The organism is Vibrio sp. 10N.247.311.12, assembly GCF_041467515.1.
GTDB classification, from domain to species: Bacteria; Pseudomonadota; Gammaproteobacteria; order Enterobacterales; family Vibrionaceae; genus Vibrio; species Vibrio crassostreae_C.
Genome location: NZ_JBFSUV010000037.1, coordinates 1 through 26059 on the forward strand (window position 1 = coordinate 1; position 26059 = coordinate 26059).

The 26059-nt window shown below is 42.7% G+C and carries 28 protein-coding genes and 2 tRNA genes; 14 read left to right on the forward strand and 16 right to left on the reverse strand.

The annotated features are described in order from the left end of the window. A partial coding sequence (locus AB6E30_RS15945; protein ID WP_372104363.1) for an ATP-binding protein occupies window positions 1-344 on the reverse strand: 344 nt, incomplete at its 3' end. A gap of 218 nt (window positions 345-562) precedes the next feature. Between AB6E30_RS15945 and AB6E30_RS15950 the strand changes: the two genes are divergently transcribed. Next, entirely contained in the window at window positions 563-1417 is an 855-nt protein-coding gene (locus AB6E30_RS15950; RefSeq protein WP_102321025.1) for a WYL domain-containing protein, read from the forward strand. Window positions 1418-1618: 201 nt separating this feature from the next. On the opposite strand, the gene AB6E30_RS15955 is transcribed toward AB6E30_RS15950, so the two are convergent. Then, complete coding sequence (locus tag AB6E30_RS15955; RefSeq protein ID WP_102393890.1) at window positions 1619-1849, reverse strand: helix-turn-helix transcriptional regulator; 231 nt, start codon at window positions 1847-1849, stop codon at window positions 1619-1621. A 100-nt stretch (window positions 1850-1949) separates the two neighbouring features. Here AB6E30_RS15955 and AB6E30_RS15960 point away from each other — a divergent pair, with 100 nt between their 5' ends. Genes AB6E30_RS15960 through AB6E30_RS15970 form a run of 3 tightly spaced genes read left to right on the forward strand, consistent with a single transcriptional unit; the run spans window position 1950 to window position 3522 of the window. Continuing rightward, window positions 1950-2186: a hypothetical protein gene (locus tag AB6E30_RS15960; protein ID WP_102321027.1), complete on the forward strand. Its 237-nt coding sequence runs from the start codon at window positions 1950-1952 to the stop codon at window positions 2184-2186. After that, entirely contained in the window at window positions 2179-3390 is a 1212-nt protein-coding gene (locus AB6E30_RS15965; protein WP_372104366.1) for an Arm DNA-binding domain-containing protein, read from the forward strand. The genes AB6E30_RS15960 and AB6E30_RS15965 overlap by 8 nt, the downstream gene beginning before the upstream one ends. Then, entirely contained in the window at window positions 3391-3522 is a 132-nt protein-coding gene (locus tag AB6E30_RS15970; RefSeq protein WP_017068294.1) for a hypothetical protein, read from the forward strand. Between the two features lie 735 nt (window positions 3523-4257). On the opposite strand, the gene AB6E30_RS15975 is transcribed toward AB6E30_RS15970, so the two are convergent. Further along, a tRNA-Val gene (locus tag AB6E30_RS15975) sits at window positions 4258-4334 on the reverse strand. 70 nt (window positions 4335-4404) lie between these two features. Next, a tRNA-Val gene (locus AB6E30_RS15980) sits at window positions 4405-4481 on the reverse strand. Window positions 4482-5239: 758 nt separating this feature from the next. Between AB6E30_RS15980 and AB6E30_RS15985 the strand changes: the two genes are divergently transcribed. Then, the gene (locus AB6E30_RS15985) at window positions 5240-6253 is read left to right on the forward strand and encodes a porin (RefSeq protein WP_372104369.1); all 1014 of its coding nucleotides are present in this window, start codon (window positions 5240-5242) and stop codon (window positions 6251-6253) included. 127 nt (window positions 6254-6380) lie between these two features. Here AB6E30_RS15985 and AB6E30_RS15990 read toward each other — a convergent pair whose 3' ends face one another. Then, window positions 6381-7040 (reverse strand): DUF2726 domain-containing protein, encoded by a 660-nt coding sequence (locus AB6E30_RS15990; RefSeq protein ID WP_372104372.1) that lies wholly within the window; start codon window positions 7038-7040, stop codon window positions 6381-6383. Between the two features lie 273 nt (window positions 7041-7313). Here AB6E30_RS15990 and AB6E30_RS15995 point away from each other — a divergent pair, with 273 nt between their 5' ends. Continuing rightward, on the forward strand, window positions 7314-7499 hold the full coding sequence (locus tag AB6E30_RS15995) for a hypothetical protein (RefSeq protein ID WP_017059179.1): 186 nt from the start codon (window positions 7314-7316) through the stop codon (window positions 7497-7499). Between the two features lie 135 nt (window positions 7500-7634). Here AB6E30_RS15995 and AB6E30_RS16000 read toward each other — a convergent pair whose 3' ends face one another. Beyond that, window positions 7635-9593: a diguanylate cyclase domain-containing protein gene (locus AB6E30_RS16000; protein WP_372104375.1), complete on the reverse strand. Its 1959-nt coding sequence runs from the start codon at window positions 9591-9593 to the stop codon at window positions 7635-7637. Between the two features lie 261 nt (window positions 9594-9854). On the opposite strand from AB6E30_RS16000, the gene AB6E30_RS16005 reads away from it, so the two are divergent. Continuing rightward, window positions 9855-10961, forward strand: a complete 1107-nt coding sequence (locus AB6E30_RS16005) for a M20/M25/M40 family metallo-hydrolase (protein WP_017059177.1) — start codon at window positions 9855-9857, stop codon at window positions 10959-10961. Between the two features lie 108 nt (window positions 10962-11069). Here the strand turns inward: AB6E30_RS16005 and AB6E30_RS16010 are convergent, their stop codons facing one another. Both AB6E30_RS16010 and AB6E30_RS16015 read right to left on the reverse strand, forming a co-directional pair. Then, complete coding sequence (locus AB6E30_RS16010; RefSeq protein WP_019824122.1) at window positions 11070-11492, reverse strand: DUF3859 domain-containing protein; 423 nt, start codon at window positions 11490-11492, stop codon at window positions 11070-11072. Window positions 11493-11570: 78 nt separating this feature from the next. Beyond that, on the reverse strand, window positions 11571-11939 hold the full coding sequence (locus AB6E30_RS16015) for an ATP-binding protein (RefSeq protein WP_017065537.1): 369 nt from the start codon (window positions 11937-11939) through the stop codon (window positions 11571-11573). A gap of 275 nt (window positions 11940-12214) precedes the next feature. Here AB6E30_RS16015 and metA point away from each other — a divergent pair, with 275 nt between their 5' ends. Next, window positions 12215-13156 carry a homoserine O-succinyltransferase gene (gene metA, locus AB6E30_RS16020; protein WP_017066439.1) on the forward strand — a complete coding sequence of 314 codons (942 nt, stop codon included), beginning with the start codon at window positions 12215-12217 and terminating at the stop codon, window positions 13154-13156. A gap of 168 nt (window positions 13157-13324) precedes the next feature. Further along, on the forward strand, window positions 13325-14092 hold the full coding sequence (gene pilW / locus AB6E30_RS16025) for a type IV pilus biogenesis/stability protein PilW (RefSeq protein WP_017065536.1): 768 nt from the start codon (window positions 13325-13327) through the stop codon (window positions 14090-14092). Window positions 14093-14182: 90 nt separating this feature from the next. On the opposite strand, the gene rlmF is transcribed toward pilW, so the two are convergent. Together rlmF and AB6E30_RS16035 are read right to left on the reverse strand one after the other, a co-directional pair. Then, complete coding sequence (gene rlmF / locus AB6E30_RS16030; protein ID WP_372104378.1) at window positions 14183-15505, reverse strand: 23S rRNA (adenine(1618)-N(6))-methyltransferase RlmF; 1323 nt, start codon at window positions 15503-15505, stop codon at window positions 14183-14185. Window positions 15506-15509: 4 nt separating this feature from the next. Further along, the gene (locus AB6E30_RS16035) at window positions 15510-16007 is read right to left on the reverse strand and encodes a YgjP-like metallopeptidase domain-containing protein (protein WP_004734935.1); all 498 of its coding nucleotides are present in this window, start codon (window positions 16005-16007) and stop codon (window positions 15510-15512) included. Window positions 16008-16160: 153 nt separating this feature from the next. Between AB6E30_RS16035 and AB6E30_RS16040 the strand changes: the two genes are divergently transcribed. Further along, complete coding sequence (locus tag AB6E30_RS16040) at window positions 16161-16397, forward strand: glutaredoxin family protein (RefSeq protein WP_016786183.1); 237 nt, start codon at window positions 16161-16163, stop codon at window positions 16395-16397. An 89-nt stretch (window positions 16398-16486) separates the two neighbouring features. Here the strand turns inward: AB6E30_RS16040 and AB6E30_RS16045 are convergent, their stop codons facing one another. Then, the gene (locus tag AB6E30_RS16045; protein ID WP_372104381.1) at window positions 16487-17359 is read right to left on the reverse strand and encodes a LysR family transcriptional regulator; all 873 of its coding nucleotides are present in this window, start codon (window positions 17357-17359) and stop codon (window positions 16487-16489) included. A 110-nt stretch (window positions 17360-17469) separates the two neighbouring features. Between AB6E30_RS16045 and AB6E30_RS16050 the strand changes: the two genes are divergently transcribed. Together AB6E30_RS16050 and AB6E30_RS16055 are read left to right on the forward strand one after the other, a co-directional pair. After that, the gene (locus AB6E30_RS16050) at window positions 17470-18669 is read left to right on the forward strand and encodes an MFS transporter (RefSeq protein WP_017070902.1); all 1200 of its coding nucleotides are present in this window, start codon (window positions 17470-17472) and stop codon (window positions 18667-18669) included. A gap of 85 nt (window positions 18670-18754) precedes the next feature. Continuing rightward, on the forward strand, window positions 18755-19321 hold the full coding sequence (locus AB6E30_RS16055) for a DUF1415 domain-containing protein (protein ID WP_017096948.1): 567 nt from the start codon (window positions 18755-18757) through the stop codon (window positions 19319-19321). Window positions 19322-19359: 38 nt separating this feature from the next. Here AB6E30_RS16055 and AB6E30_RS16060 read toward each other — a convergent pair whose 3' ends face one another. Beyond that, the gene (locus AB6E30_RS16060; protein ID WP_372104384.1) at window positions 19360-20430 is read right to left on the reverse strand and encodes a diguanylate cyclase domain-containing protein; all 1071 of its coding nucleotides are present in this window, start codon (window positions 20428-20430) and stop codon (window positions 19360-19362) included. A 213-nt stretch (window positions 20431-20643) separates the two neighbouring features. On the opposite strand from AB6E30_RS16060, the gene AB6E30_RS16065 reads away from it, so the two are divergent. After that, entirely contained in the window at window positions 20644-21219 is a 576-nt protein-coding gene (locus AB6E30_RS16065) for a nucleoside triphosphate pyrophosphohydrolase family protein (RefSeq protein ID WP_017059167.1), read from the forward strand. A gap of 156 nt (window positions 21220-21375) precedes the next feature. Here the strand turns inward: AB6E30_RS16065 and AB6E30_RS16070 are convergent, their stop codons facing one another. The 4 genes from AB6E30_RS16070 to gntH form a co-directional block, all read right to left on the reverse strand. Beyond that, complete coding sequence (locus AB6E30_RS16070; RefSeq protein WP_048658534.1) at window positions 21376-21864, reverse strand: GNAT family N-acetyltransferase; 489 nt, start codon at window positions 21862-21864, stop codon at window positions 21376-21378. Between the two features lie 114 nt (window positions 21865-21978). After that, window positions 21979-22488 carry a hypothetical protein gene (locus AB6E30_RS16075; RefSeq protein ID WP_372104387.1) on the reverse strand — a complete coding sequence of 170 codons (510 nt, stop codon included), beginning with the start codon at window positions 22486-22488 and terminating at the stop codon, window positions 21979-21981. Between the two features lie 185 nt (window positions 22489-22673). Further along, window positions 22674-23189 carry a hypothetical protein gene (locus AB6E30_RS16080; RefSeq protein WP_108161524.1) on the reverse strand — a complete coding sequence of 172 codons (516 nt, stop codon included), beginning with the start codon at window positions 23187-23189 and terminating at the stop codon, window positions 22674-22676. A gap of 125 nt (window positions 23190-23314) precedes the next feature. Continuing rightward, entirely contained in the window at window positions 23315-24940 is a 1626-nt protein-coding gene (gene gntH, locus AB6E30_RS16085) for a guanitoxin biosynthesis MBL fold metallo-hydrolase GntH (RefSeq protein WP_372104390.1), read from the reverse strand. A 193-nt stretch (window positions 24941-25133) separates the two neighbouring features. Here gntH and AB6E30_RS16090 point away from each other — a divergent pair, with 193 nt between their 5' ends. Beyond that, complete coding sequence (locus AB6E30_RS16090; RefSeq protein ID WP_017070907.1) at window positions 25134-25973, forward strand: LysR family transcriptional regulator; 840 nt, start codon at window positions 25134-25136, stop codon at window positions 25971-25973. Window positions 25974-26059 lie beyond the last annotated feature (86 nt).

Sequence of the window (26059 nt, forward strand, 5' to 3'; positions counted from 1 at the left end):
TCAAGTGATCGGAATAAACCGAAACGAGCGATCGCAATCACCGAAATACGCAGATAACAAATGACATGAGCAACTTGACCACGAGCAGTAATGTACTCGAAAACAATATAACTGTTGTTGTGTGGTAAATACCATTCGGCAAAGGGCTTATTGACATTCGATTTCCTGACGATCTGCGTGCCAGTCGCTCCATAAAAGAACGGAATGAGCCTTAAAAGTGATGTTTTGCCTTCTCCGTTACCGCCAGTGATCTGAGTGGGAGCGTCAAAAGAATACTCAGAAAACATCTTGTTTTTCTGATAAGAATTTATTGCGATAACTTTGGTCAATCCGGCATACATCATCGTATCTATCTCGAGTTATGTTGTTTTTCTTGACTGAAAATCAACCAGTTTGAATTTGTGGCCACTAAATCAGGTTACAGCTTTCAATACCATCGACTCTCTCACAGTAAAGATTCCTGACTTTTCTTGCCCTTGCCAATATCCACAATAAATATATGTACTTTTTCACTACATGTATATACTGTATACATCAACATGTAACATTTATGAGCACGAACATGAGTCAAGCAGATATCAAATGGGACCAACAAGTACGATTTCGACTAATTGAGATCATTGCTCTTTGGGAGGGTCGACTGACGACAAATCACCTATGTGATGCTTTTCACATAGGGAGACAACAAGCTTCTAGGGATATCAACAAGTACATTAGCTTAACTGACCAAGGTCAATTGATACTGGATAGAACAATTAAAGGCTATAGGCCAGCAGACAACTTTAAGCCTTTATTTACTCAAGGCACTGCTCATGAGTATCTACTTATGCTTCATCAGCAATATAACCAAGAAGAGACCTTCGAGTTCTTTAATTGGGGGGAAGCTCAATCGACCGTATTGAACGTTCCTGAAAGGGCTATATCACCAAGCATTGTTCGAGGATTAATTGCGGCAGCAAGGGCTAACCTTCGCGTCGATATTGACTATGTATCGCTCTCTACACCTGAGGTTCGAGGTCGAATTATTGCGCCTCACAGCTTAGTCTATGATGGGATCAGGTGGCATGTAAGAGCATATTGTGAAGAGAAAAATGAATTTCGAGATTTCGTGTTAAGTCGCTTTAGGAACGAACCTGACTTAATGGATAAGTCACCAAAAATGCGAGAACATGATGACAACTGGAACCATCAAGTTAAGTTAATGATTACACCTAACCCTTACTTGTCTGAGCAACAACAAGTTGTTGTTGCTGACGACTACGCTATGAAAAACAAGAAGATGGAAATAGTAACTCGTGGAGCTTTAGTCAGTTATTACTTGCGACGTATGGGCGTCATACAAGACCAAAAGCTGCTAAAAGAACAACCAGAAGCCTATCAATTGACTGCTCACTTTGACGAAAGTCTACCTAGATAAATCAAGGTTCGTTCGAGACAACCCGATAAGATTGGTGATGTTCTAGATGGAACATTATCTGTCTACTCGAAACTAGGGCTGACTGTATTTATGGTGTAAAGATCCATGAATAAACGCTCCTTGCTGAATGCTTTAAAACAGCAGCCTACACCTATTGTAAAGTGACGACTAAAAACACCCTACATTTCACTCGATAAGTTTTTAGCTAATATTCCTTTTCTGATACCAAATAACCTCTGACACATCACAATCAAAGTACTGACACAAGGCATCAAGAGTTTTTGTGGTTGTAGTGTACCCTTCATCTCGGATCATTTTCGCCATGGCCGAACGCTGAATACCTATTTCGGCAGCAATTTGAGCTCCAGAGATCTTCCGTCCCTCTTCCGCTGATTTTTTATCTATAAGTTCCTTTAAGTTATATCTAATCACACATCAATTCCTAAAAGATATAATAATGTGTCTTGATAAAACACAAAAGTATAGTTAAGCTGATTTTGTGTCTTGTTAAAACACAAACAATGGAGGTCAAATGGACCAATTATTACTTACAGCAAAAGAGCTTGCAGGTCGTATCAAATTTAGCGCCAACTATATCAATTCGACTCTGCGAGATTCAATTTTCATCGAAGGTAAACACTACATTCGACCATTCAATGGTAGAAAAATTCTCTACATTTGGGAAGAGGTAGAGGCAGAATTATACCAATCTGCATCACGTAACCTTCAGTATATTCCAATGGCTGGCGGGAGGGTGTGTCATGGGTAGTATCAATTCACGTAGCGGTAAGCTCTATCTCGACTTCCGATATGAAGGTATGCGTTGCCGTGAGCAAACTGCACTGCCTGCAACTCAAGTAAACCAACGCAAGCTACAGAAACTGCTAAATCAAATTGAAGCGGACATTCGCCTGAGTTGTTTTGTATATAGTGAGTACTTCCCTGAGTCTAAGAAAGCTCAAACATTTTTGAAACAAGACATCCAAGCTCAAAAACGCAAACAGGAATTACTTGGTAATTACAAAACGGCAGTACAAGGGCTACAAGGAATTGAAACTGTCTTGTTCGAAAGCTTCGCACAGGAGTGGTACGACGAAAACGAAGTGCGTTGGAAAGAAAGCTATAAGGACAGTATGAAGATCTACTTATGGTCGTACCTTGTACCTCACTTCGGGCATTTAGACGTCGCGAAGATCTCTCGACCTGACATCTTTAAGTACCGTGCTTCTTTAGTGAAACCGCGTAACAACGGCAAAAAATTATCTGCCGAGTTCATTAATCATGTCATGACACCACTGCGCATGATTTTGAGCGAAGCCGGAGATCGCTATGATTTTCGTTCGACGTTTGAAAACATCAAACCACTACGTGTTGAACGCACTAATGTAAACCCGTTTGATTTTAACGAAGTGAACTTGTTTTTATCATCGGTACGTTCCGATTTTATAGATTACTTCACCGTTCGTTTCTTCACCGGAATGCGCACCTCAGAGATCGATGGTCTGAAATGGAAGTACGTAGATTTTGAGCGTGGTTTAATTTCAGTTCGAGAAACGTTTGTACACGGCCGTTCAGACACAACGAAAACGGTGGGTTCAACAAGAGACATTCAAATATCATCTGTTGTACTTAAAGCTATAAAATCCCAATACAAAGTGACTGGTACTAAGGAGTATGTGTTCTGCAATGCAGCTGGAAACCCTTTAGATAAAGGTAACGTCAGAGACCGAATCTGGAAGCCGACACTTAAAAACTTGGGAATGGAATATCGCCGCCCTTATGAGACTCGACATACGGCTGCAACATTATGGTTAGCAGCCGGAGAAGCACCTGAGTGGATAGCTCGCCAAATGGGCCATACCTCTACAAAAATGCTGTTCACAGTTTACAGCCGATATATACCAAACCTAACCAGGCAAGACGGCAGTGCTTTTGAAAAGTTATTAGATGCTAATTTAAATGGAGGAAAGTAAATGGCTTATTCACCTCTAGCTATTCACTGCACCAGTTTGTGCTGTGACATTCTTCAGGCTCAGCGTTTTCAGAAAATCTCTCATCAAGATATTGATTGGCTATACGATGAAATTTACGAACTTATCAAGTAACGTACTGAACTGTGGCCAGATAAATTCCATCATGAACATGTCTTTATTGATTCAGTCACGCGCGGTGTACTAAAAGCACTACATCTATGTAAAGACAAGCCAAATAATCGAGATGCCAGTTGGCTGTTGATTGCAATGCAATCACGGATCAGTTTTTCTTTGAAGCAATTGCATTAATGAGAGCTACTCAAAAAAGAGCCAAATGAACCCATGTTTATTTGGCTCTTTTCTATTTCCCATTTTTGAACATTTCTATACTCTGCTTGAATCTACCCTCACCTACAACTGGCGCCTAGTTCACCTTGAAATAACTCATCAGCCATCACCCGTTAACAAGAACACTATAATTTGTTGCACACCCACTTCACTGGCCGCACAAAGTTAACGTTGATAACTTGAGCCTAAGTTCTATAGTAGTTTTGCATTAACCGTAGTGCTGGACCCTTCAAACCGCACCAGACTCAGATTAACGAGAGCATTCTTTTTAAAAATGTGCTGATGACTATTTCTTAAATGTTCTGTTACTCCAAACTGTAGATGCTTAGAAGGTTGTCACAGCATGGTCACCACGCGGTCACAAATCGAGTTTGAGAGATATGAGTCACTTAGCCCATCCAATAATTATTCAACGGGGAGGCAGACAAGAATGATGCTATTTAAGATACTTTCCAGAAACGCAGACACAAAAAAGCCCACACTAGGTGGGCTTTTTTGCTTGTTCATAAAGAACGAATTTGGTGCCCGCTACTGGACTCGAACCAGTGACACCTTGCATGTCATGCAAGTACTCTAACCAACTGAGCTAAGCGGGCGATGTTCTCATTTCTTATTACTACCATTGTGACAAACTCAATAGTTATGCAATAAAAATTAAAAAAGGAATGGTGCGTCCGAGTGAACTCGAATCACCGACCCCCGCCATGTCAAGGCGGTACTCTAACCAACTGAGCTACGGACGCATTCCCTTAGAACGCCAATGATGATATCCATGATAAACAGATGGTGCAAGTATTAACTGGCATCTTGCGATTCGTTTGCTCACTTTGCAATCAAAGACATAACAACATGTCGATTTTACACCCAGATTATCGTCAAACCGCTGAAAAACAAAGTTTAGTTAGAAAAAATTCTAATCCTTGATGACAACCAATTAACTAACCTAATGTGTTCAATTTGGGATTTTTGTTGTCTATACCGTTTTTCTTGGCCTTTACAGTAACCATACAGGTATAGATCAATGCCTATATTTAGTGTCAAAAATTTTGCTTGCCCATTGGGTTACCGTAGTATTTTGATCATTATAAGTGAAAGGCACGCAGAGGCTTTGTAACTCACTGAAATACATCATTCATAAAAATCACCACGATTTTGTAATCGTCGTCATCGAATTACTAGGCCGCAATGACTAAATTCGGATTTTTCATATAAAGTGGCCGGGTTATTACCAACATACATAAATACGATAGCACTCTATAGTCGAAAAACATCAGCTACAATTAATCTCCCTCAAGAGCAACAATCTATAAGCAATTCAAAACCCAACCCCACACATCATAGCTATTTTGAATACATACAGCACAGTAATACATAATGAAATTTGCATAATGGTAAAGCGCGCCTATATTCATAACCTGTAGGAATCAATAATCTAAATTCAATGCTATACGTGAATTTATGGTTTGCGATAAATACAAGTGTGAAAAATAGGGAATAAATTATGAAAAAATCACATATCGCCATTGCAGTGGCGAGCATACTATCGACATCTGCCGTATCGGCGGCGACCATTTATGAGACAGATGAAACAGTATTCAATATCGGCGGCCGCGCAGAAGTTCGAGGGAATTTCTCTGATGCGAATAAAAGTGCTGGTAATAGTAGCACCTATAGTGATAGATCACGTGTCCGCTTAAGTGTCGATGGCACACAAAAAGCGTCGGACGATGTTTCCTTTTTTGGGAAATATGAATTCGAACTAACAGAGTCTGAAGATGGCGCATCAGATGATATCGGCATTAACACTCGATTCTTATATACGGGTGTTCAAACCAATCACGGTAACGTCTATTATGGCCACCAAAATAATGCCGTTACCTACTTAACCGATTGGACGGATATGGCTGAAACCTTCAGCGGCTATATCAATGAATACACGGTGTCGACTGCTGATCGAGCAAAAAATGTTTTACGTTATGAACTGACAAGCGACAACATCACCTTTCAAATTGATGGCAATTTCAATTCAGATAGTGAATCAGCACAAAGTGACGGCTTCGGTGCAGTTGTCGCCGGCAGCACTTCGATTGGGTTAGATATTGGCGTCGGTTATGCGTCAAGTGATGAAACCTATGGCGTTGGGACAGATACAGAAACTTCTGATGCCTATATTGGTGCGGTTAAGTACACCAACGATCAGGGGGTTTGGTTCGCCGCACTCTATCAATTTGGTAGTATTTCAGGTCTAGGCGTAAAAGATTCAGACTACGATTCTGCCGATGCTTACTTGGGATACTCGTTTGGTGCCAACACCGTCAACCTGACCTACAGCTACTTTGAAGCTGACGATATTGCAGATTACGACATTAACTTTATCGGTCTAGAATACGCACGTTATATTGGCGATGTGGCCTTCTTTGGTAGTTATAAGTTTAACATGTTAGACGAGGGCGAAGGTGGGCAAGGCGATAACGACGAAGATGAGCTACAGCTCGGTATGCGTTACGCGTTTTAGTCTAAACCAATCCACTTAATATTAGTAAAGCCGAGCATAATCAATGCTCGGCTTTTTAGTTTGTATAACTTATTCGTATCTAAGCGATTGAATGGAGTCCAACCGGATGCATTACTATCGATACCAACTATTCTTCAACATCGAATACAACGTTGTAGTTTTCGGTATAGGTGCAGTTTGGCTGGCGGCTACAAGTGAAGAAGCGTCGGCCTTTGTAATCGCCTTGGCTTGCCAGTTTGATGATCATTGGGCTACCACACTTCTTACAAAATCGCACTTCTTTTGATGGCTCGATTAAATCGATGTGTGCTGCCAGTAACCTCTTCAAACGGCTCACTTGGTAGCTGTGTTTAATAGATGCACCAATCAGAGGTAAACCTGCCGATTTACACACGTGAATTAGTAGCTTTTCGCGATCGACTTTCCCTTTATTGAGCTCTTTGCCGTTATCAAGTTCGATAATAACGCGGGGCTCTAGCGTTCGCGGGTCGCAAACAACAAAGTCGAAATAACTACGTGAGATCTTGTTGTTGGCGATAAACCAATTCTTCTTATTGTTCGTCTTAGCAGGAACAAGTACGTTCGACATGCTGACTTTAGCAAACACTTCCCCATGGTTGCCCACAGCTGATTTTAGCGCATTATAGAATGTCGCCTGTTGCGCCGACATCAACGCGCCTTTCTTCTGATAAGCGTGGTCTTTGGTGTCATCGTGTTTCACCACATACTTTTGAATAAAGTAAAACAACACAACCAGAACAATTACAACGATAAAGATATTAGTCATTTTCCAACACAATCAAGTCTGTATAGGGATTAAGAGAGTAGCTAGCGTATGTAGAAAAGCATCACCTGGCAAGCAAAAGAGCGAGAGTTGCCAACCAGAATCACGACCTTTGAGCGCAGTGCCCAACGAGAGGTCGCTCCTTCGCTAGACACACCTCTCTTATTTTGATAATTAAATCATCAATTACACTCTAGATTGATTTAGATCAATTTACCTAGATTTGTGATCAACTAGTCTGAAAAACGTTAGGCAAATGTTAATAAGGAAATTGATATGGAACTTAAACAAGACCCAAGATGTTATACCGACGTATGTGTAGATGGTAAATGGTTCCACTATGACCACTGCGGAACCCAAGCCTACATGTTAAAGGGAGGAGCTTCGGCTGTGATTGAACTCGCTAGCGAACCAGCGACAGAAGGCGAATTGGTTGAAATGCTTCAAGGTGTCGCTAAGTAACCCACCAAGCCAAATCACAGTATGAATTAAGCGAATAAGAGTAAATAGCCGTATTAGTTCAGATAAGCACTCTTATTCGCTTAGTTATTGAAGTTCAGGTTTCTTGATTGCAGGGGATTAACTAAGTTTAGGAACTCAAATGATAACGACTTTATTGCGCCCTGACTGCTTAGCTTGATACAAAGCATCGTCTGCCGATTTCAAGTGTTTCTTATAGGTACGGCTATTCAACTGTTGCTCCGTTAGATGAGTCGTCGCACCAATCGATGTGGTTAATTCTAATGGGCCAGAATGCGTTTCAATCGCTCGGTTAGCGATCGCTTGCCTTATAAGCTTAAGCTCTTTATTAGGATCTTGATTCCCAGCCAGCAACAAAACAAACTCTTCCCCACCCCATCTTGCCACTACATCGTTTGTTGATAAGATTTTCTCTAAACGCTTAGCAACTTCCACCAGCACTTGGTCACCAATATCATGCCCATAAGTGTCATTAACTTGTTTGAAGCGGTCTAAATCTAGAATAGCGAGCGTATACCCAAACGACGACAAATGATGTGGCATCGGCTGAGTTAACCGTTGCTCTAAGTAACGCCTATTGTATAAGCCTGTCAGTTCGCATCTTGTTGATTGCTTAAGTAGTTCTTTGTTGGTCTTCTGGATCGAGCGTAACCTTATCAATAGTAACGTGGCGCTTATCATCACCATGATACCCAAAGCGACGACGATTCGATTCCGTAATTGCTGCTTATCTAATGTCAGCTCACCCAACTCTTTTTCTGCGTTAAGCAGTTCGTTTTCTTGAGCTAATGATGCCGTAGCGAAATCTTGCTCGAGTAAAAAGATATCACTCTGGCGCTTATCAAATAGCAGCGCTTTATTACCCTTGTAATAGAGCTTGAAGTAGCGAAGTGCGTTCTCGCTGTCGCCTCTTGAATCATAGTATTCAGCAAGTGTTCTTAAGCCGAGGACCTTCCAGCTGCGAGTCCCCACAACATCGAACATTGCAGACGATCGCTTTAGATCAGCAAAAACAAAATTATCTCGGTTCAAACCAATGTTCGCTAAGGCTCTATTTAGGTAACACTGCCCCAATTGAAGTGTGTATTTGTCCACGCCTGGGTATCTAAGACACAAGTTTGCGAATTGTCGTGCTGACTCAAAGTTCTTTTCCGCCAACAACACATCACTCTCTGCTTTTAATAGGATAATTTTGTATCGTTCACTCACGTTATCGCCATTTAGCTTAGCCGCACTTTGATATGCTTCTCGGCCTTTGACTAAATCACCACTGCGCAGATAAGCAAAAGACTCATTCACATGCAGCACGCCGATGGTAGACGCTTCGAGTAGTCCACTCTTGTAATAGAGCTTTTTGGCTCTTTTAATCAGCTTGAGCGCTTTAGGCCAGTCTTCCAAATAGATATAAAGCAGTGCCATATTTGACACTAACTTGCTGTTGTAGATGTGATGAGGGTACTTCTTACCAAGGTCTAAACCTTTATGGAAAAAGTATTGAGCTTCAGGAAAGTCATTGCGGATGTTATTGATGACACCAGCCGTGTTATAGGCCTTAATCAACAACTCTTCATAGTGAAGCGATTCTGCGATATCTATCGCTGCTCTGATTTGGATTTCAGATTCCGCTAGCTCACCCTTACTGATGTATTCAATCGCCAATTCAACGAGAGATTGGGCCTTTAGCCAACCCATATGTTCGTGTTGTGCGAGTGCTTTAATCTGCCTGACGTATTCGGAAACCGCTTTGGTATCCAACTTATGTTGCGCGAGGTTCGACAAAATCATCAATTCGTAAGCACGATAGATGGCTTTATCTTGGTCTGGGAACTTGGCTTGGAGAGCCTCAAGTTGTAGGGAAGCTAAATTAGGGTCACCACGAGATACATCGAGAATATCGATCAACGCAGATCCATATTGAGAGAGTGATAACTCTTTCTCTGGACTATAAACACTCGGGTTTTCAGGGCGAATATGCTTTAAATCGTCGTCATAAGTTGGATAGAGCAAATACAGCCCCAGCACAATACTCATCAGCACCACGAAAAGGAATGAACCTAACACATTGTTTCTATTCATTTATCAGGGCCATTATTGATTGAATTCCAATTTTATTGACGTTTTTTTAAGAGCGGTCAAACATTATACCCGACAGATATACAGATTAAAATCCTGCGCACTGGTGGATCTGAATTGGGTTTTTCTCATTAATTAGAATAATCAGGCAACTTTCTTGATTTAACTCAGACAATCATCTACCTCATTGGCGTTATAGTGATTTTCCTGTTCCTACCTCCGCGGCTTCTTTTTGAACAAGCGGAAGCATAATGAGAATTAACAATGACCCAAATTAATGAACAACGTCTTGTAGAACATTTCTGCGATCTAGTGAAAATTGATAGTGAATCTCGTAACGAAAAAGCGATTGCTGAAGCTTTGGCTGAGCAACTCGGTGAACTAGGTTTTGAAGTTCACAAACTGGCGGTTCCTGAAGAAGTGTCTAATGGTTTCAACATCTACGCTCGTCTAGATGGCACTCTTCCAGGTAGCACAGTGTTCAGCTGCCACATGGACACAGTAACGCCAGGCATCGGCATTGAGCCAATCATCGAAGACGGTATCATCCGTTCAAAAGGCAACACAATTCTAGGTGGTGACGACAAGTCTGGTATCGCAGCTATCATGGAAGCGGTTCGTTGCATTAAAGCTGAAGGACAAGAGCACAAAACTATCGAGATTGCATTTACTGTATTCGAAGAAGGCGGTCTGTTCGGCTCTTTGAACTTCGATATGTCTTACATTCAATCTGAGCACGCAATCGTACTTGATACAGGCGGTCCAATTGGCACTATCGTAAACGCAGCGCCTGGCCAGCAGAAGATTGTTGCTAAAATCAAAGGTCGCCCTGCTCACGCTGGTTTAGCACCAGAAGAAGGCATCAGCGCAATTCAAGTTGCTGCAGACGCTATCACTAAGATGAACCTACTTCGTATCGATGAAGAAACGACAGCAAACGTTGGTATTGTTGAAGGTGGTCAAGCAACTAACATCGTAATGCCAGAGCTTAAAGTCGTGGCTGAAGCACGTTCTCTAAACGGCGAAAAGCTAACGGCTCAAGTTGAACATATGATCTCTACATTCCAAGAAAGTGCTAAGCAGTTCGGCGCTGAAGTAGAAATCGAATCAACTCGTGCTTACGATGCATTCGTTATTGCAGACGATCATCCGCACATTCTTTCTATCAAATCGGCGTTTGAGAAGCTTGGCGTCACAGCGAACACTAAACGCACTGGCGGCGGTAGCGATGCAAACAACTTCAACGCAAAAGGCCTGACAACAGTTAACCTTTCTACTGGTATGGCGAAAGTTCACACCACTGAAGAGTACATTGCAGTGAAAGACATGGTCGCAATCACTGAGTTTGTTGTAGCTTACGTAACGCAATAATCGAATCCATTAGTTAGGTAGTCACTTCTATCTAGCACAATGAAAAAAGCCGAGACATCATCACGATGCTCGGCTTTTTGTTGTTTAGGTGAACATAGAAGGTCGAACCTAAAACCCTCTACGCTTCCAGAATTGGCCTTCGTCTTTTGCTACTAGGTCGAATGTCTTGTCGGCGATGATGTTGCCTTTTAGCTCAACCGTCATGCGCCACTTTCCTAGCTTGTTCGAGACAGGAGCCCAGATAGTGTCACCTAAGTAGAAATCCCAGTCATTGTTACCGACATACTCCTCACCATCAAACGGTTCGAGCACTTCACCTTTGTCTGTGGTGATGTTTGGGTGATAAATGCAGTAACGGATCTTCTCACCTTTGGCTTTTTTGATATTCAGGATATAGCCAAACTCTACGTCGATTTCAGCATCAACGGTGGTGGTGAACTCTTGGATTTTTGGAAGATCTTTAGATTTTGAATCCCATGTGGAATAGATACCATAAGAAGTCATGTCGACCACAACAGAGCGCTTTGCCATTTCAATCGTTACCTTGAAGTTGTTCTATTAATTTAATTCTATTTGCCATTCAGCCACGCAAGCAGAAGAAGAACGAGGCTATTCTTGCCAGTCTTTCGCCATACGCTTAATTACTGAAGGTTCAATGTCGTGAATAGTGCCATATTGCTCTCGGCACACTTCGATAATTAATTCTGCTTTATATTTGAGTGCAAGTTGGCGGTAGGCTTTCATTTCCCAATGCTTAATAAAGGTATTCGAAACAACCACATCAAACCCTTGCTTTAAGCCGTTTTCAGCTGTGTTTTGACACCACTCATGAGCTTGTTGCAGCTGCCTAGGATCAAAATGGTACTCACCTTGCTCATTCACATAATACATATCGGCTTCGACATGCAATGCATCGTAGGTTTTTGCTTTTGTTGATTTGCCAGAACCGGGCAACCCTCGAATGAGTATTAACTTCATCTGTCACTGTACAGGCTAATTTGAAAACATGAGTTTATCGTAAATAGTAACGAGTTGCTCTGATAACTGCCTCTGCTCAGCATACGAAAACCAAGTACTTACACACGACTCAGACAATCACTGAATACAATGAGACTCCCCTCGAAGCGCGTGGATTGCTTCTGATAGAAAACACAAATAATTTACATCTATCCATTTTGCATATCGACAAGCGTATCAAACTACTATAGATTTAGATGTATAGACGTCTACATATCTAGCTTAGGGAGAAAGCTGTGCCTATTCGCATTCCAGACCAATTGCCAGCATCCGATGTTCTTCGTGAAGAAAACATCTTCGTTATGCCGTTATCAAGAGCATCGACACAGGAAATTCGTCCACTTCGAGTCTTGATCCTCAACCTAATGCCGAAGAAGATTGAAACTGAAACTCAATTTTTACGCCTACTATCGAACAGCCCATTGCAAGTGGATGTAGAGTTGCTGCGCATTGATGACCGACCAAGTAAAAACACACCGACTGAACACCTTGATAACTTCTACCGCCAATTTGAAATGGTCAAAGAAAGAAACTTTGATGGATTGATCATCACTGGTGCGCCGCTTGGCTTGGTTCAATTTGAAGATGTGATCTACTGGGATCACCTGAAAACCATCATGGAATGGGCAAACAAGCACGTTACTTCAACGCTATACGTGTGTTGGGCGGCTCAGGCTGGTTTGAAATTACTCTATGATTTGCCAAAACGCACTCGTAAAGAGAAGCTGTCTGGTGTTTATAACCACGAGATACATAACCCATACCACCCTATTTTACGTGGCTTCGACGATACATTCTTAGCTCCGCACTCTCGCTATGCGGACTTCTCTCAAGAGTACTTAGCGGAACATACTGACCTTGATGTTCTTGCAACTTCTGATGTTGCAGGCGTATACCTAGCAGCAACCAAAGATAAGCGAAACGTGTTTGTAACGGGTCACCCTGAGTACGACTCTCACACACTTCACAATGAGTACATTCGAGACTTGGGTGAAGGCATGGAGCCTGTGATACCAATCAACTACTACCCGAATAACAATCCAGACAACAAACCGGTTGCAAGCTGGCGCAGCCACGGACACTTGTTGTTCTCAAACTGGCTAAACTACTGCGTTTACCAACAAACGCCTTACGATCTGGATCATTTCAGCGAAGACAACTTTACCAAAGACGATTAAGTTCTTTCTTCCGATTCACAAACACATAAACCGTGTTCAGTATGTTGTTGATAAAACGACGAATTGGACGCGGTTTTTTTATGGTGTGTGGGTCGCATTCCATGATAGATTTACGACTTCAATGGGTTTGATTTCATATGATGGGTTGGTGTTCATAAGGAGCTTCACATGCCTGCCAAGCCATCATTTTCAAATCCGATTTCGTTGTCCCGCCCTCTTTCGTTATCAAGTGTGGTACTACTTGCCTCGCTTTCCTTGGCCGGTTGTGTCTCTGTCACTGAAGGACCGCCAAAGATTGAAAGTGATCCTATCGCGATGTCTGAATCTCGAATCGAATTAGGTTTGGGCTATATGGGACAAGGCAATATGGTGAGAGCGCGTGAAAACCTTGAGCTCGCGATTAAACACGCACCTAGCTACTACCGTGCTCGGCTTTCAATGGCGCATTACTACGAACAAGTGGGTGAAGTAGATGAAGCGAGAAGCACTTACCGCAAAGCACTCAGTCTTGATTCAAGAAATGGCAATGTATTGAACAACTACGGTACCTTCTTGTGTAAACAGGGCGAATACGAACAAGCCGATAATTACTTCAATCGCGCCATCGACCAACCCTACTACTACTTGGTGTCTGCAAGTTATGAAAACGCCGCGTTTTGCGCATTTAAGGCTGGCAATACCGACCAAGCGAAGTACTACTTCAGCAGAGCGATTGACCACGATCCAAACCGCGTAAAATCGATACTACAGTTATCAAAAATTGAAGTGAGTGACGCCGATTACAATGACGCTCGAATCCGTTTATTCAAATTCCACCAGCGTTATGGCTATCAAATTCCATCGCTTAAAATCTTGGTCGATCTCGAAAACAAAGCAGGTAACAAAGCTCTAGAGCAGAAATATCAGAGTAAGTTAGATGAGTTGCTTTCTGCTTAGGTTATATGCAAAACACAAAAAAAACGGGCTTGTTGCGTTAACAACAAGCCCGTCCGTATTTCAGCTTAATATCTTAACTAAGTGCAGCCGCTATTTTAGCGCGATCCACTCTTGTCTTTGCTCATCGTCCATAAAGGTCCATGCGATAAAGCGACTTACCTTCTGGCCTTGTGACATCTCGACGACTTTCACTTGTTTAGCTCTAAGCTTGCCAAGCTCTGAACGAACCATATCGACGTTATCTTTCTTAGAAATCAATGTCGTAAACCACAAAACTTGAGTAGCAAAAAGTTGACTCTCTCTTGCCATCTTCATAATGAAAGCGGCTTCACCACCTGAGCACCAAAGCTCGGCTTTTTGACCACCAAAGTTTAAGGTTGGTTTAGCTTGCTTAGTTGATTTATCTAACTTAACTGGCTTCTTGTTCGTTTCAGGTTTGAATGACTGACCGGCTTTCTTAGCACGGTTCGCCGCTAGATTATCCAGTTTACGTTGTGACCCCTTTTCAGCCTCTTCAAGAGAGCTGTGGAATGGAGGATTACAAATAGTGACATCGTAACGTTCATTATCCTTAATCACGCCCTTAAAGATAGATTCAGAGTCAGCTTGTAGGCGAGCGCGGATCTTACCTTTTAGATTAGGGTTGCTTTCCGCTATGAAGTTCGCTGTTTTGATGGAGACTGAATCAACATCTGTCCCTGTACAACGCCACTTATACTCTGTCGCACCAATGATTGGGTAGATACAGTTTGCACCGACACCAATATCTAATGCTTTCACAGACGCGTGGTTATAGGGTTCACCTTGGCCATCGCTATTAAGGATGTCGGCCACTCTGTGAATGTAGTCTGCACGACCAGGAATTGGCGGGCACAAGTAACCAGCAGGAATATCCCAATGTTTAACGCCATAGTGATGCGCCAACAAAGCTTTGTTGAGTAGCTTAACAGCCAATGGATCAGAGAAATTAATGGTGTCTTCGCCAACCGGATTCTTGATCAGATGCTCTTTTAGCTCAGGCAAGGCTGCAACTAGTAACTCGAAGTTATAGCGGCCAGTGTGCTGGTTTCTTGGGTGTAATCCACCTTGAGGTTTTTCAGCCGAGCGTCTTTTCTGAGCTGCGTTCTTGTTAAAAGCCGTTTTATTGAAAGAACCCTTATTCGATGATCCTTTATTGGCACCCGGTTTACCTCTGCTATCTTTTGCAAAAGGTCGCTTTGCTTTGTTATTGCCCGCGCCTTTAGGTGCACTATTCTTGCGGCTTTTATCAGATGTGTTCTTTGTAGAAATACGCTTGTCGCTGCTTGGCTTAGCTGTACTTGGCTTAACATCAGCTTGGTTGTCTTTTGTTTTTGCTGATGAAGTGCTGTTTTTCGACAGGCTTAGCGTCGTTCTATTTTGTGATTGGCTCATTGGGCTACTTCTTTAAATCTAAATACATCATGAATAAACGGGCATCCAACTCAAGTTGATGATATTCCGGTTCCATGTGACAGCATAGTTGGTAAAAGGCTTTGTCGTGCTCTTTCTCTTTGATATGCGCCAGTTCGTGTACCACCAGCATTCTTAGCAAAGGTTCTGGTGCATTTTTAAAAACACTGGCGATACGAATTTCATTCTTTGATTTGATCTTTCCACCGTGATTCTTAGCAACGTAAGAATGCAGACCTAACGCATTATTGATTAGGTGTATCTTGCCGTCGTAAATCACTTTGCTGATCGGTGGTGTTTTTTTCATGTAGCGATTTTTTATCTCAATCGCATAGTCAAACAGGGCTTTCTCGCTTTTTATTTCATGATTCTTTGGGTAGCGAGCTTCAAACCAAGGCACCAATTTACCCGACTCTACAAGTTGAGTAACAGGATCAAGAATGTGCTTAGGATAGCCTTGAATATAGCGTAAAGAAGGATGCATGCTGAAAGACCGTACAAGTTACACCACGACAATACGTTGTGGTCTTGAAAATTGAGCCGCATAGTGTAACTGATCACACTTTTCTAATCACCTAGGATTCGTTACACTTTAGCGAGATTCACCAAGAGCTACACTCAAAAAGAGATTGTAAAAATGAAACGTGTTGTATTGTACGTCGCAGACAAATGCCCGCACTGTAAAGATGCCCAAAGGTATTTAGACTCTAAGAAAATTGTTTACCGCCTGACGAATGCAAAGATGCAGCGTGGCCGTAAAGAATTGCAAGCAATGGGTGCTCGTTCTATCCCCGTGCTTAAAATCGGCGATCAAGTGATGGTCGGCTGGAATCAGAAAAACTTCGATAAGATGTATAACTCAAAAAACACCTAACGTGCTCTGAGCCAGTCATACTTCTATACAACAAAGCCCGAATATCCAATCTAGGATGTTCGGGCTTTGTTTATTTAAATCTTACTAAATCACACATACCGCTTAACGAAATCAATAAAGGTTCTATCGGCTTTCGACAAATACCCTTCCTTTCTCCAGGCCAACGATAGATTCAGTTTTACAGGGTCTTTAAATGGCACGCCTATCACGTCTTTCTCATATTCCGTCACTAAGCTCAACAGCGCGGTGATCGCAAACTCTTGTTTAACGATAGAAAGAATCATCGGGAGCAAGTTGGTTTCAAACGCAATGGTCATATCAAGATCGTACTTCTTACAGGTCGCATCAATAAAATCGCGGTGGAAATAGCCCGATTTAAACATGATCAGCTCTTGAGCAAAGAATTCTTCAAAGGTGATGGATGGTTGCGTTGCCAGTGGGTGATCTTTGCCAACTACAGCTAACATTTCTGAGCTTAACAGATGATCCGTTTCCAAATCATCTGGAACGTTCTCATGATTAATTACGCCAATATCGAGTTCGCCGTTTAACAGCATTTCACGAATCGATGCGGTGCCAGCATCAATCAAGGTCAACTTTAGGTTTGGGTATTGGCTTTTAAATGCCATCACTACTTGGGGGAAAAAGTAACTGCCCATCATACTTGGAGCGCCTAATCGAACCTCGCCTTTTTCTAGCCCCTTTAGTTCATTCATCGCGAGCTGAGCATCATCAAACTGCTGGGCGATTCGCTTTGCATGCTCAAACAGTACTTTGCCCTCCTCCGTTAAAGTGACGGATTTATCGCCTCGACGGAATAGAATCAACTCAAGCGTCTGTTCTAGTTTTTTAATAGAAATGCTCAATGCGGGCTGCGCGATATGCAGCGCTTTGGCGGCCTGAGTGAAGTTACCAAACTGCGCAACAGCCAGAAAATGTCGAAGAGGTTTTGATTCAAGCATGGCGATATATTTAATATATATAGGTGATATTTTTAATATATTTCTTTAATCACACTTGTGCTGATAACTTGTTCACAAATAGCTTACTAACTCGTGCAGGCACAACGTAAATGTTTGATAAAGGCAGTCTTCAATACAAACGCATCACCCAATCATTGGCGATTGGCTCGTTTATCATTTTCTGTAACCTTTACCTCTTTCAGCCAATCTTGCCGCACATGGCGGAGCACTTCCAAGTATCTGAAACTCAGATCAACTGGTTGTTTGCTGCTACAACACTCGGCCTTTCGATTAGCTTGGTACCTTGGGCAATTGCCTCTGAAACCTTTGGTCGTAAACCCATTATTCTGTTCAGTCTGTTCGCTATCCCATTAATAGGGTTAAGCATGGTGTTCACGACTACCTTGTTGCAACTCGTTATTGCCCGCGCATTTATGGGCATCGCTGTGGCGGCGTTTGCTGGTGTGGCGGTTGCCTATATGGTTGAGGAGTTAACACCCAAAGCCTTTGCTGTCGCGATTGGAGGTTATATTGCGGCCAACTCATTGGGTGGAATCTTCGGACGTGTATTAGGCGGCTTAATTACAGACTATTTCGATTGGCATGCAACTGTACTGTTTTTCGTTGTCGGTTCATTGCTTGGTGCACTCTTTATTGCCTATCGCCTACCTGACCAACAGAACTTCAAACCTCAAAAAGGGCTGTTCTTTCATCACAACCGCTCCGTTGTAATGCACTTAAGAAACCGTACCTTGTGGCTTGCCATGTTGATTGGTGGTGCTAACTTCGCGCTGTTTGTTAACCTGTACTCTGTAATGGGCTTTAGGCTAGTATCCGAACCTCACTCGGTACCCGTTGGTTTAGCTTCACTGATATTCCTATGTTACTTGGCCGGTACGGTAAGCTCTAAGCTCTCCAACAAATGGACACTTCGCTTTGACCCGTTAAGCGGAATATTGATGGGCGTGTGTATTAGCTTAATCGGAATGCTAATTTCTGCAGTCGACAAAGTTCCGTTCATGCTAGCAGGCTTGTTATTGATTAGTGGCGGCGCGTTCTTCGCCCATACCCTTGCCTACTCTTGGGTAAGTCAAAAAGCACCGAGCGCTAAGGCAACGGCAACCGCTCTTTACTTAGTACACTATTACATAGGCGGGAGCTTAGGTGGTTTCTTACTCTTGTATTGCTGGCAACTGTTCGGTTGGAATGGCGTGATTGCGGGCGGTTCAATCTTCTATGTTGCGATATTTGCTTGGGTCTACCAATTAAAACAACTTCAAGTATCGGCCTCTAAGCTCGCACAAGCATAAGTACGACTAAGGTTGTAACTCAATTATTGCTTTTGATTGACGTCCGTTCTGATATCCTACGCAAAATTTCATTTCGGAACCTGTTATGTCGAACACTCAAAGCACAGATCTTCAAACCATCCACGACCAAGTTAAACAATGGTTAGATGATGTCGTTATTGGCCTAAACCTGTGTCCATTCGCAGCCAAGCCACAACGTAATAAACAGATTAAGATCTTTGTGAGTGAAGCGAATACGGAAGAAGCGTTATTGGAAGACATCATGACGCATTTCGTAGAGTTAGATAACACGCCTGTCGCAGAGTTGGAGACGACTTTGGTGGTTGTACCCAACATGCTGCAAGATTTCTTCGACTACAACATGTTCATTGATTGGATTGAAGCGTTGATCAAGCAAGAAGATTGGGAAGGCGTTTACCAAGTGGCAACCTTCCATCCAGACTATTGCTTTGGTGGTGCAGATCCAGAAGACGATGAAAACCTAACGAACCGTTCTCCGTACCCGGTTTACCATTTGATTCGTGAAGCAAGTATGGAAAAGGTGTTAAAGCACTACCCTAACCCTGAAGCGATTCCTGATACCAACATCGCGAGAGTTGAGTCTTTAACACCAGAAGAACGCCGTAAACTGTTCCCTTACCTGTTCAGTTAAGCTATTCCGAATCGGAAAATGCAATACGTTTTCTGTATTTACGAACTTGCGCGTTCTTGATGATATGGACGAGATACAAACTGATCTCGTCCATTTTGTTTGGCGATATATAAACACTCGTCAGCCACTTTGATCAAAGAGTCGAGTGCCGACATCCTTTCCCCTTTGCTATCACCCGTACTCAATTCAAAATGACACGCCCCGATTGATACCGTGACAGGTTTTCTATCGAGTGTAATTTTCTTCATATCTTCCAAAAGCGATCTGAACTTATCTTCAACACCACTTGGGTTACTATTTGGGTACCACAGAATGAACTCCTCTCCGCCAAAACGTGCAACAAACTCACCTTCTTGAGTGTTGCTGCTCAGAACATTGGCAACTTTCTTCAACACAACGTCACCCATTTGATGACCATAAGTATCATTTACCTGCTTAAAGAAATCGATATCGACAACAGCCAAAGTGCCCTTTCCTAAAGAGCCTTTTAACTGCTCCACTTCTGCATTCAACGTTTTAAACAAGCAACGTCTATTCGGTAGATGAGTGAGAGGGTCATATAAAGCTTGGTACTCTAACTTCTCATTCAGCTCTTTGAGTTTTCGTTCTTGCTGTCTTCTAACCAGCTCCACTTCAATCCATGATGCCATTAGTCTCATCACGTCGACATCGAACTCTTTGAACTCGCGATGATAGGGGGCTGGGCTTGAAAAGTTTAAAGTGCCATAAAGCTCATCATTAACGAAAATCGGGATGCCAATATAAGACTCTAAACCAAAAGACTGGTAAGCAGGGTGCTTCGCATACTTATCGTGTTTGCCACAATGCTCAATGCAGATAGGACCAATCGATTTACATGTAATTTCGCAATAGGTTGAACGATAATCGAAGGTGTCACCGCTATTGAGTTCAACCCCTTCTGGCGTAACACAGTGCTCGACTAAATAAGAATTACCCTCGACTTTAGATAAAATACCGATATCAAGGTTGAAGCGTTCAAGCCCCATGATAAGCAGCTGAGCGATCTGAATATCGAAGCCCTTCCGGTAATCATTGGTGATTTGATACAAGCGACGTATAACAATTTCGCTTTCACTGGCTTGGTTCATAACTGGGATCCCACTGCAGCCGAAGTTAATGGCAACATTAATATTTGGTATATTAAGAAGAGTAAAGTGTAAAAAAACATAATAATCAATTGGTTTGTATGCAAAATACCTCATTGGTCCAATGAATAAAAGTCGACTTCTTCGACTTTGCGTTAGCACCCTATTCCTAGCTTTGGTAAAATAATCCATTAACGAAACAGAATGGATAGGAAAATGAACCTTTCTCAACTAAGCCAAGAAATCTACGATCACCTTTACCGCGACATTGAAGAGTTCCGCAGTACTTTTGATCTGCCTGTTGCTGCTCCTGAAACAATGGACGAAAAAGGCGATACGCTACATACCTCTCTAGCGATCGAAGAACTAACAGAACTTGCAGAAGCTGACTCTAAAATCGAACAAGCGGACGCTATCGTAGACAGCGTTTATGTTTTGATGGGACGTCTGGTTCACCTTGGCCAAGCTAAGGTTGAAGACAACCTAGCAATCAGCTACCTGATCGACCTACTGTTGAATGTTTCTAAAAACCGCTCAATTGACTTCTTACCTTGCTGGGACGAAGTACACTCAAGCAACATGAGCAAAGTATGTCGCAACGAAACTGAATATGCTGAAACAGAAGCTTTCTATGCTGAGCAGAACATCAAGCTGATGGCGGTTCAAAAAGGCGAATACATCATCGCTAAGTGTGCGGAAGATTTCGTATCGGAAGGCAAGACAGTTCGCCAAGGTAAAGTACTAAAATCTGTACACTACCGTCCTGCGAACCTTGAGCCACTAACGGCTTAACTAAGTTTACGACTGAACTAAGGTTATGGCTGTAGCTCTTTAAAGCACCAGCGCACCAAAATAGCAAACGCCACGTTTAAATAACGTGGCGTTTTATTATCTGTCAGTTAATTCTAACTGTGTTAATCGTAGCTGTGTGTTAATCGTAGCTAAATGCTATACCAGTCGAGCCATATGATAAGCCGCCACATATTCGCCATTTCTGAAAGCGAACCCTGCGGACTCTCCTTCAATCACGAAACCGAACTTCTTATACAGGCTGATCGCTCTTTCATTATCGGTGTATACCGTTAACTCCATTCGCTTGATGTTAATCCAGTTATCACACAAGTCGATCGCGGTCGCGAGCAGCTGACTACCCACACCTTTGCCTAGCACATCGTCTTTAACACCCATACCAAATGAAGCCACATGTCGTCTTCTTGGATTCACGCACACTTCCATTCCCAAGTTGCCAACAATCTCATCGTCGATCATCGCGACATACGAGTACACGTTGTCAGGTATATTAGAGATTCGTTTTTGCCAGCTTTCCAGAGATGGATTTGGGAGTTGCAGCGTACCGGTATAAGCATTAGTGCATTCGTAAACTTCTTTTATTCCCTTCGCATCTGACGGCTCAGACCGTCTCACTATAATACTCATCGCAACTCCTAATATTTCTTCGCTAAATATGAAACACATCCTCAATGTGCACCTAAACACACTAACAAATAGTGAATATTTAACAATAGGTTAGATGAACTTATCTTATTGGGCTTAGTTGATACTGAGTAAACGCCCTCTCTCAATATCTTGTTCAAGTACCTCTGGCGTTAAATCGCCATGTCCATGGTGATCGTGATTATGGTGATGTCCATGATCGTGGCCGTGTGAATGACTTTGATGTTCATTTGCTCTTTGAGCTAACTTGTGTGAGTCCAAATAGGTATCAGTTAAATCAGCACAATATTCTTCGGTCCATAAACGTCGAGCCTCATCATCACTCATGATTTGCTCGGCTTTAGGGCCCAATTTGTCCATGTAGAACATCCCCAGCTCCTCACCTTCTACATTGGCGTGGTTGATAAGGTTCATAAACGCAGGCTCTTGATTCTCATCTGATAGATGACCATTTTTGTAACACACGGTTAGACCAATAATATCGTCGCCAAGTTTCTCTAATTCAGGGTTAAAATGATTGTGACTGTGATTATGTTCGGCAGCGGCGACAAGCATTGGAGTAAGTAAAACACATGCGATAGCCAGTAGCTTAATGGTATTTTTCATGGGATAGACCTTCTGTATTTTCGAATACAAATTTGATTAGTTGGCTGACTTAGCTTCTTGTAAGGTGAGCTAAGCTGAGGGGAACTTCATGAGCATTTCAGCCTGAGTACCCCTCTGTCTCACTACAAATAATCAATGTGATTGGATAACAAGGCTCGATATAACGAGCGTTCTGTAGACAAAAATCACTTATCAACTACGATTCTTGCTGGTGCGATGGTGTAAGTCATTGGCTTCACCTCCCATTCACCTTTTGCTTCCAATGCAACCGCTAGTGCTTGCGCCTCTTCACATACCTTCGCTGGTTTTCCGTCAGCCCAGTACGATGGACCCGAGGTGTAGCCACACATCACTGAAAACGTGTGTTGGCCATTCTTTGTGGTGTATTCCGTCATAATGACACCACCTTCTCCATGCGTTATTCTTAGCGAGCCTTCATCGGCTACATGCATTGCATCGGAAGGATTCGGTTTAACATACGTTGTGTAGGTCCCGCCATCTGACATGGATTGGTTGTCATACATGGTGTAGCCTTCTTTTTCTGAAGGTAAGGTCAGTTCGTAGTTAGGATCAATATCCGCTAAACGTTCTGAGTTATTCGTCGCACCAGGTTGATAGTTGTGAGCATTTGATTGTCCGTTAGCGAAAACAGACGCTGACACTAAAGATAGAATGACGACCGCTAAAATTGATTTTTTCATAATGAACTCCAGATATTCTAAGCAAAGAAGTTGTAAGCAATAGTTTTATGATTGAGTAAGAGAATGGGTTTATTTACCTAACTTTTTAGGATGTGAGGGCAATATCAGCCCTCACTGCAAATACCCTATTTGTTATCGGTTCCTACTCCTTCACCAGGCTCAGTTGGACGACTTACCGACTTGCGCTCAAGATTGTGGTGAGCACGCACTCTATCCATGTATTCTTGCTTGGTGTTCATACCTTGCTTCATTGCTTCTGGTACTTGTTCAGCTGGGATTACGATGTCACGGTCGACTGGCCACTCTGTTAACAGCTCTGGGTGGTAGCCTTCTGGGTAGTACAGTTTTGGATCCAACTCTAAATCACGAATCTCTTGTTCTTGTATGTCTTCACGGCTGTTTTTCGGCAGCGGAATTCTAAAGTCAGACCCATCTGCCATATCAAATTGTGGCGCTCTCGCATTCGGGAAATCAGGTAAAATACCTTCACGAACCCACGCATTATCTTTAGTCATGTTAACGACAATCCCATCTGGCGCACCGAAGTGGTAAGGCCCTTGCCAATGGTGGCGAACCTCTGCAACGGTTTCCTCATTAAGATATGGGTCGAATGTCATGTGCGTTGTCATGAACAAACGCGGTTGTACTTCATTCGCCACATAACCCGCCGCGTACGCTGGTGTATGGTGAGTATCAACGGTGTAACGTGCTAAGAATGGCGGCACACCTTGAATAATCGAAGACACACCAAACGTTTCGGTTTGCAGCTCAGTAATGAACAAGTCTGCACCTTTTGCGTATTTCAAATCTAACTCGGTTGGGCGACCGTCTCCTGTCCAAACAAACGAAAGCACTCGACCGTCATCTTGAGTCCAATTCAAGCGGTAACCAGACGCGCCATCTTTTGCGTGACTGCGTCGCCAGTGAATCACTTCCACATTGTCTTGGTCATAGATAACACCTCCGTCGTCGCGGAAATCAAACTCGTGTACCACTATGTCGTTGCCTGATGGGAACACATCAAATGCGTCGGTGTGCCAGTTCAACATTTGCTGCATGCCTTCAATCATATGACGAGTGCCATATTCTGGAGTCGCACCACTCGGACCATAAATGTTAAGCGGCTTTTCCCAGCGACCATTCCAACCACCAAATTGATACAGGTAAGGTAACGAGCCGTAATGGTCTACGTGTAAGTGAGTAATGAAGATATGGTCGAGTTCATTCATCGCGACACCCGCCGCTACGTAGTTCGCAATTGATCCTTCACCTAAATCAAAGACAAAGTTAGAGCCGTTACCCAATTCGACGTATATCGAGGTGTTTGCCTGCCCCGGGCGAATCATTGGTGATGTCCCCATGAACGTGACACGCATTTCATCCGGTTGAACTTCTTCAGTGCGTGGGAACCAGTTGGCGCCCGACACCATGTGATCCCCATAAGGTGCAATGCCCTCAAACATCAGGCCTTCTTTCCAACCTGAATTGGTTTCTTTGCGATAGTCACCATTGTTTACACCGCCCATTAACACAGAAAGCACTTCTTCTTCTGAAGAATACAAGTTCCCCTTAGGTTGAGTGCTCAGATACTCTTCAAGGGTTTCACCCTCGTGATACTCAAATTTCTCGAGTTTTTGAATATCAGAGTTAGTCTGCTTGGTGTTGTATTGCATCATTGGGTCAGCAGCAAAAGCGGTTGTCGTGATGATCATTGCTGTAGAGATGATTGATAATTTTGCGAAAGTTCTCATAGTTTCACCTATCGGTCTGAGTATTTAGTAAATGAATGAAGTTCCTTCCTCACTCCGATGCAAACAAGTTTATTAATAAACAGAACCTTGATATATAGTGTAAACTTTACTTAAAACCTCCATTTCATTTATGAGTTAATAGTGACTCCACAATGATTTGAATGAGTGGCAATAAGAATAGAGGGAACTGAATTTGGACCTTAATCTACTGACGACATTTTTGGCCGTTTACAAACACAGCTCTATCACCGTGGCATCAGAGCAGCTCGATATTTCTCAACCCGCGGTAAGCGCGGCTATTAAGAGACTCGAAGGTGTCGTGGGCAAGGCTTTATTTGTGAGAGAAGGACGAGGTATCGCGCCCACTGGAGCAGCGGTATCACTCGCTAATAAGATAGAAGACCCATTGAACATCATTGGAACGGTTGAGCAGCAAAAGAATGACCTTAAAGTCTATTGCACAGAGAGCTTGCTTCATTTCGTTAGCCAGGTTGAAGGCGTAAGCTTTACGGAAGCGCCGCTCGAAGAGGAAGAACTGTTTGATGCGCTTACTGCACAAAAAGTGGATATCGTCATTGATGTACTTTCGAGTAAGAAACACTCATTGATTGAAGAAACCATCGTCGATGAGGAGCCCGTGTGTCTGACTCGAATCAACCACCCTCGAATTGGTGAGACACTGAGTAAAGAGGAGTATTTCCAAGAGGAACATATTGCACTCAAGATCAAACGCGCCAACATGAACACGGTCGAGTTTTTATCAGAGAGCGATATCGAGCCGAGAAAAGTCAGAATTGAAACCAGCTCAATTTCAAGCATGCTGATTTTGGCAAGCACGACAGATTACATCGCCGCTTCTACTCGTTCTTTTGCAGAAATGCTCGCACCAGCGCTTGGCTTACGCGTTCACCCTATCCCCATCAAATTAAGACCGATCACGTTTCGAATGCTTTATCACCGCCGCTATGCTAATGACGAGCAACACATCAAAACCCGCGAAGCAATCAAATCGGCATTAAGAAAACATAAATGAAACTGAGGTTTTAACTAAAGTTAACCCTATTAATATAAATTCAGTTTAATCACATACTCTCCAGCAAGTTAATTCAATATAACGAC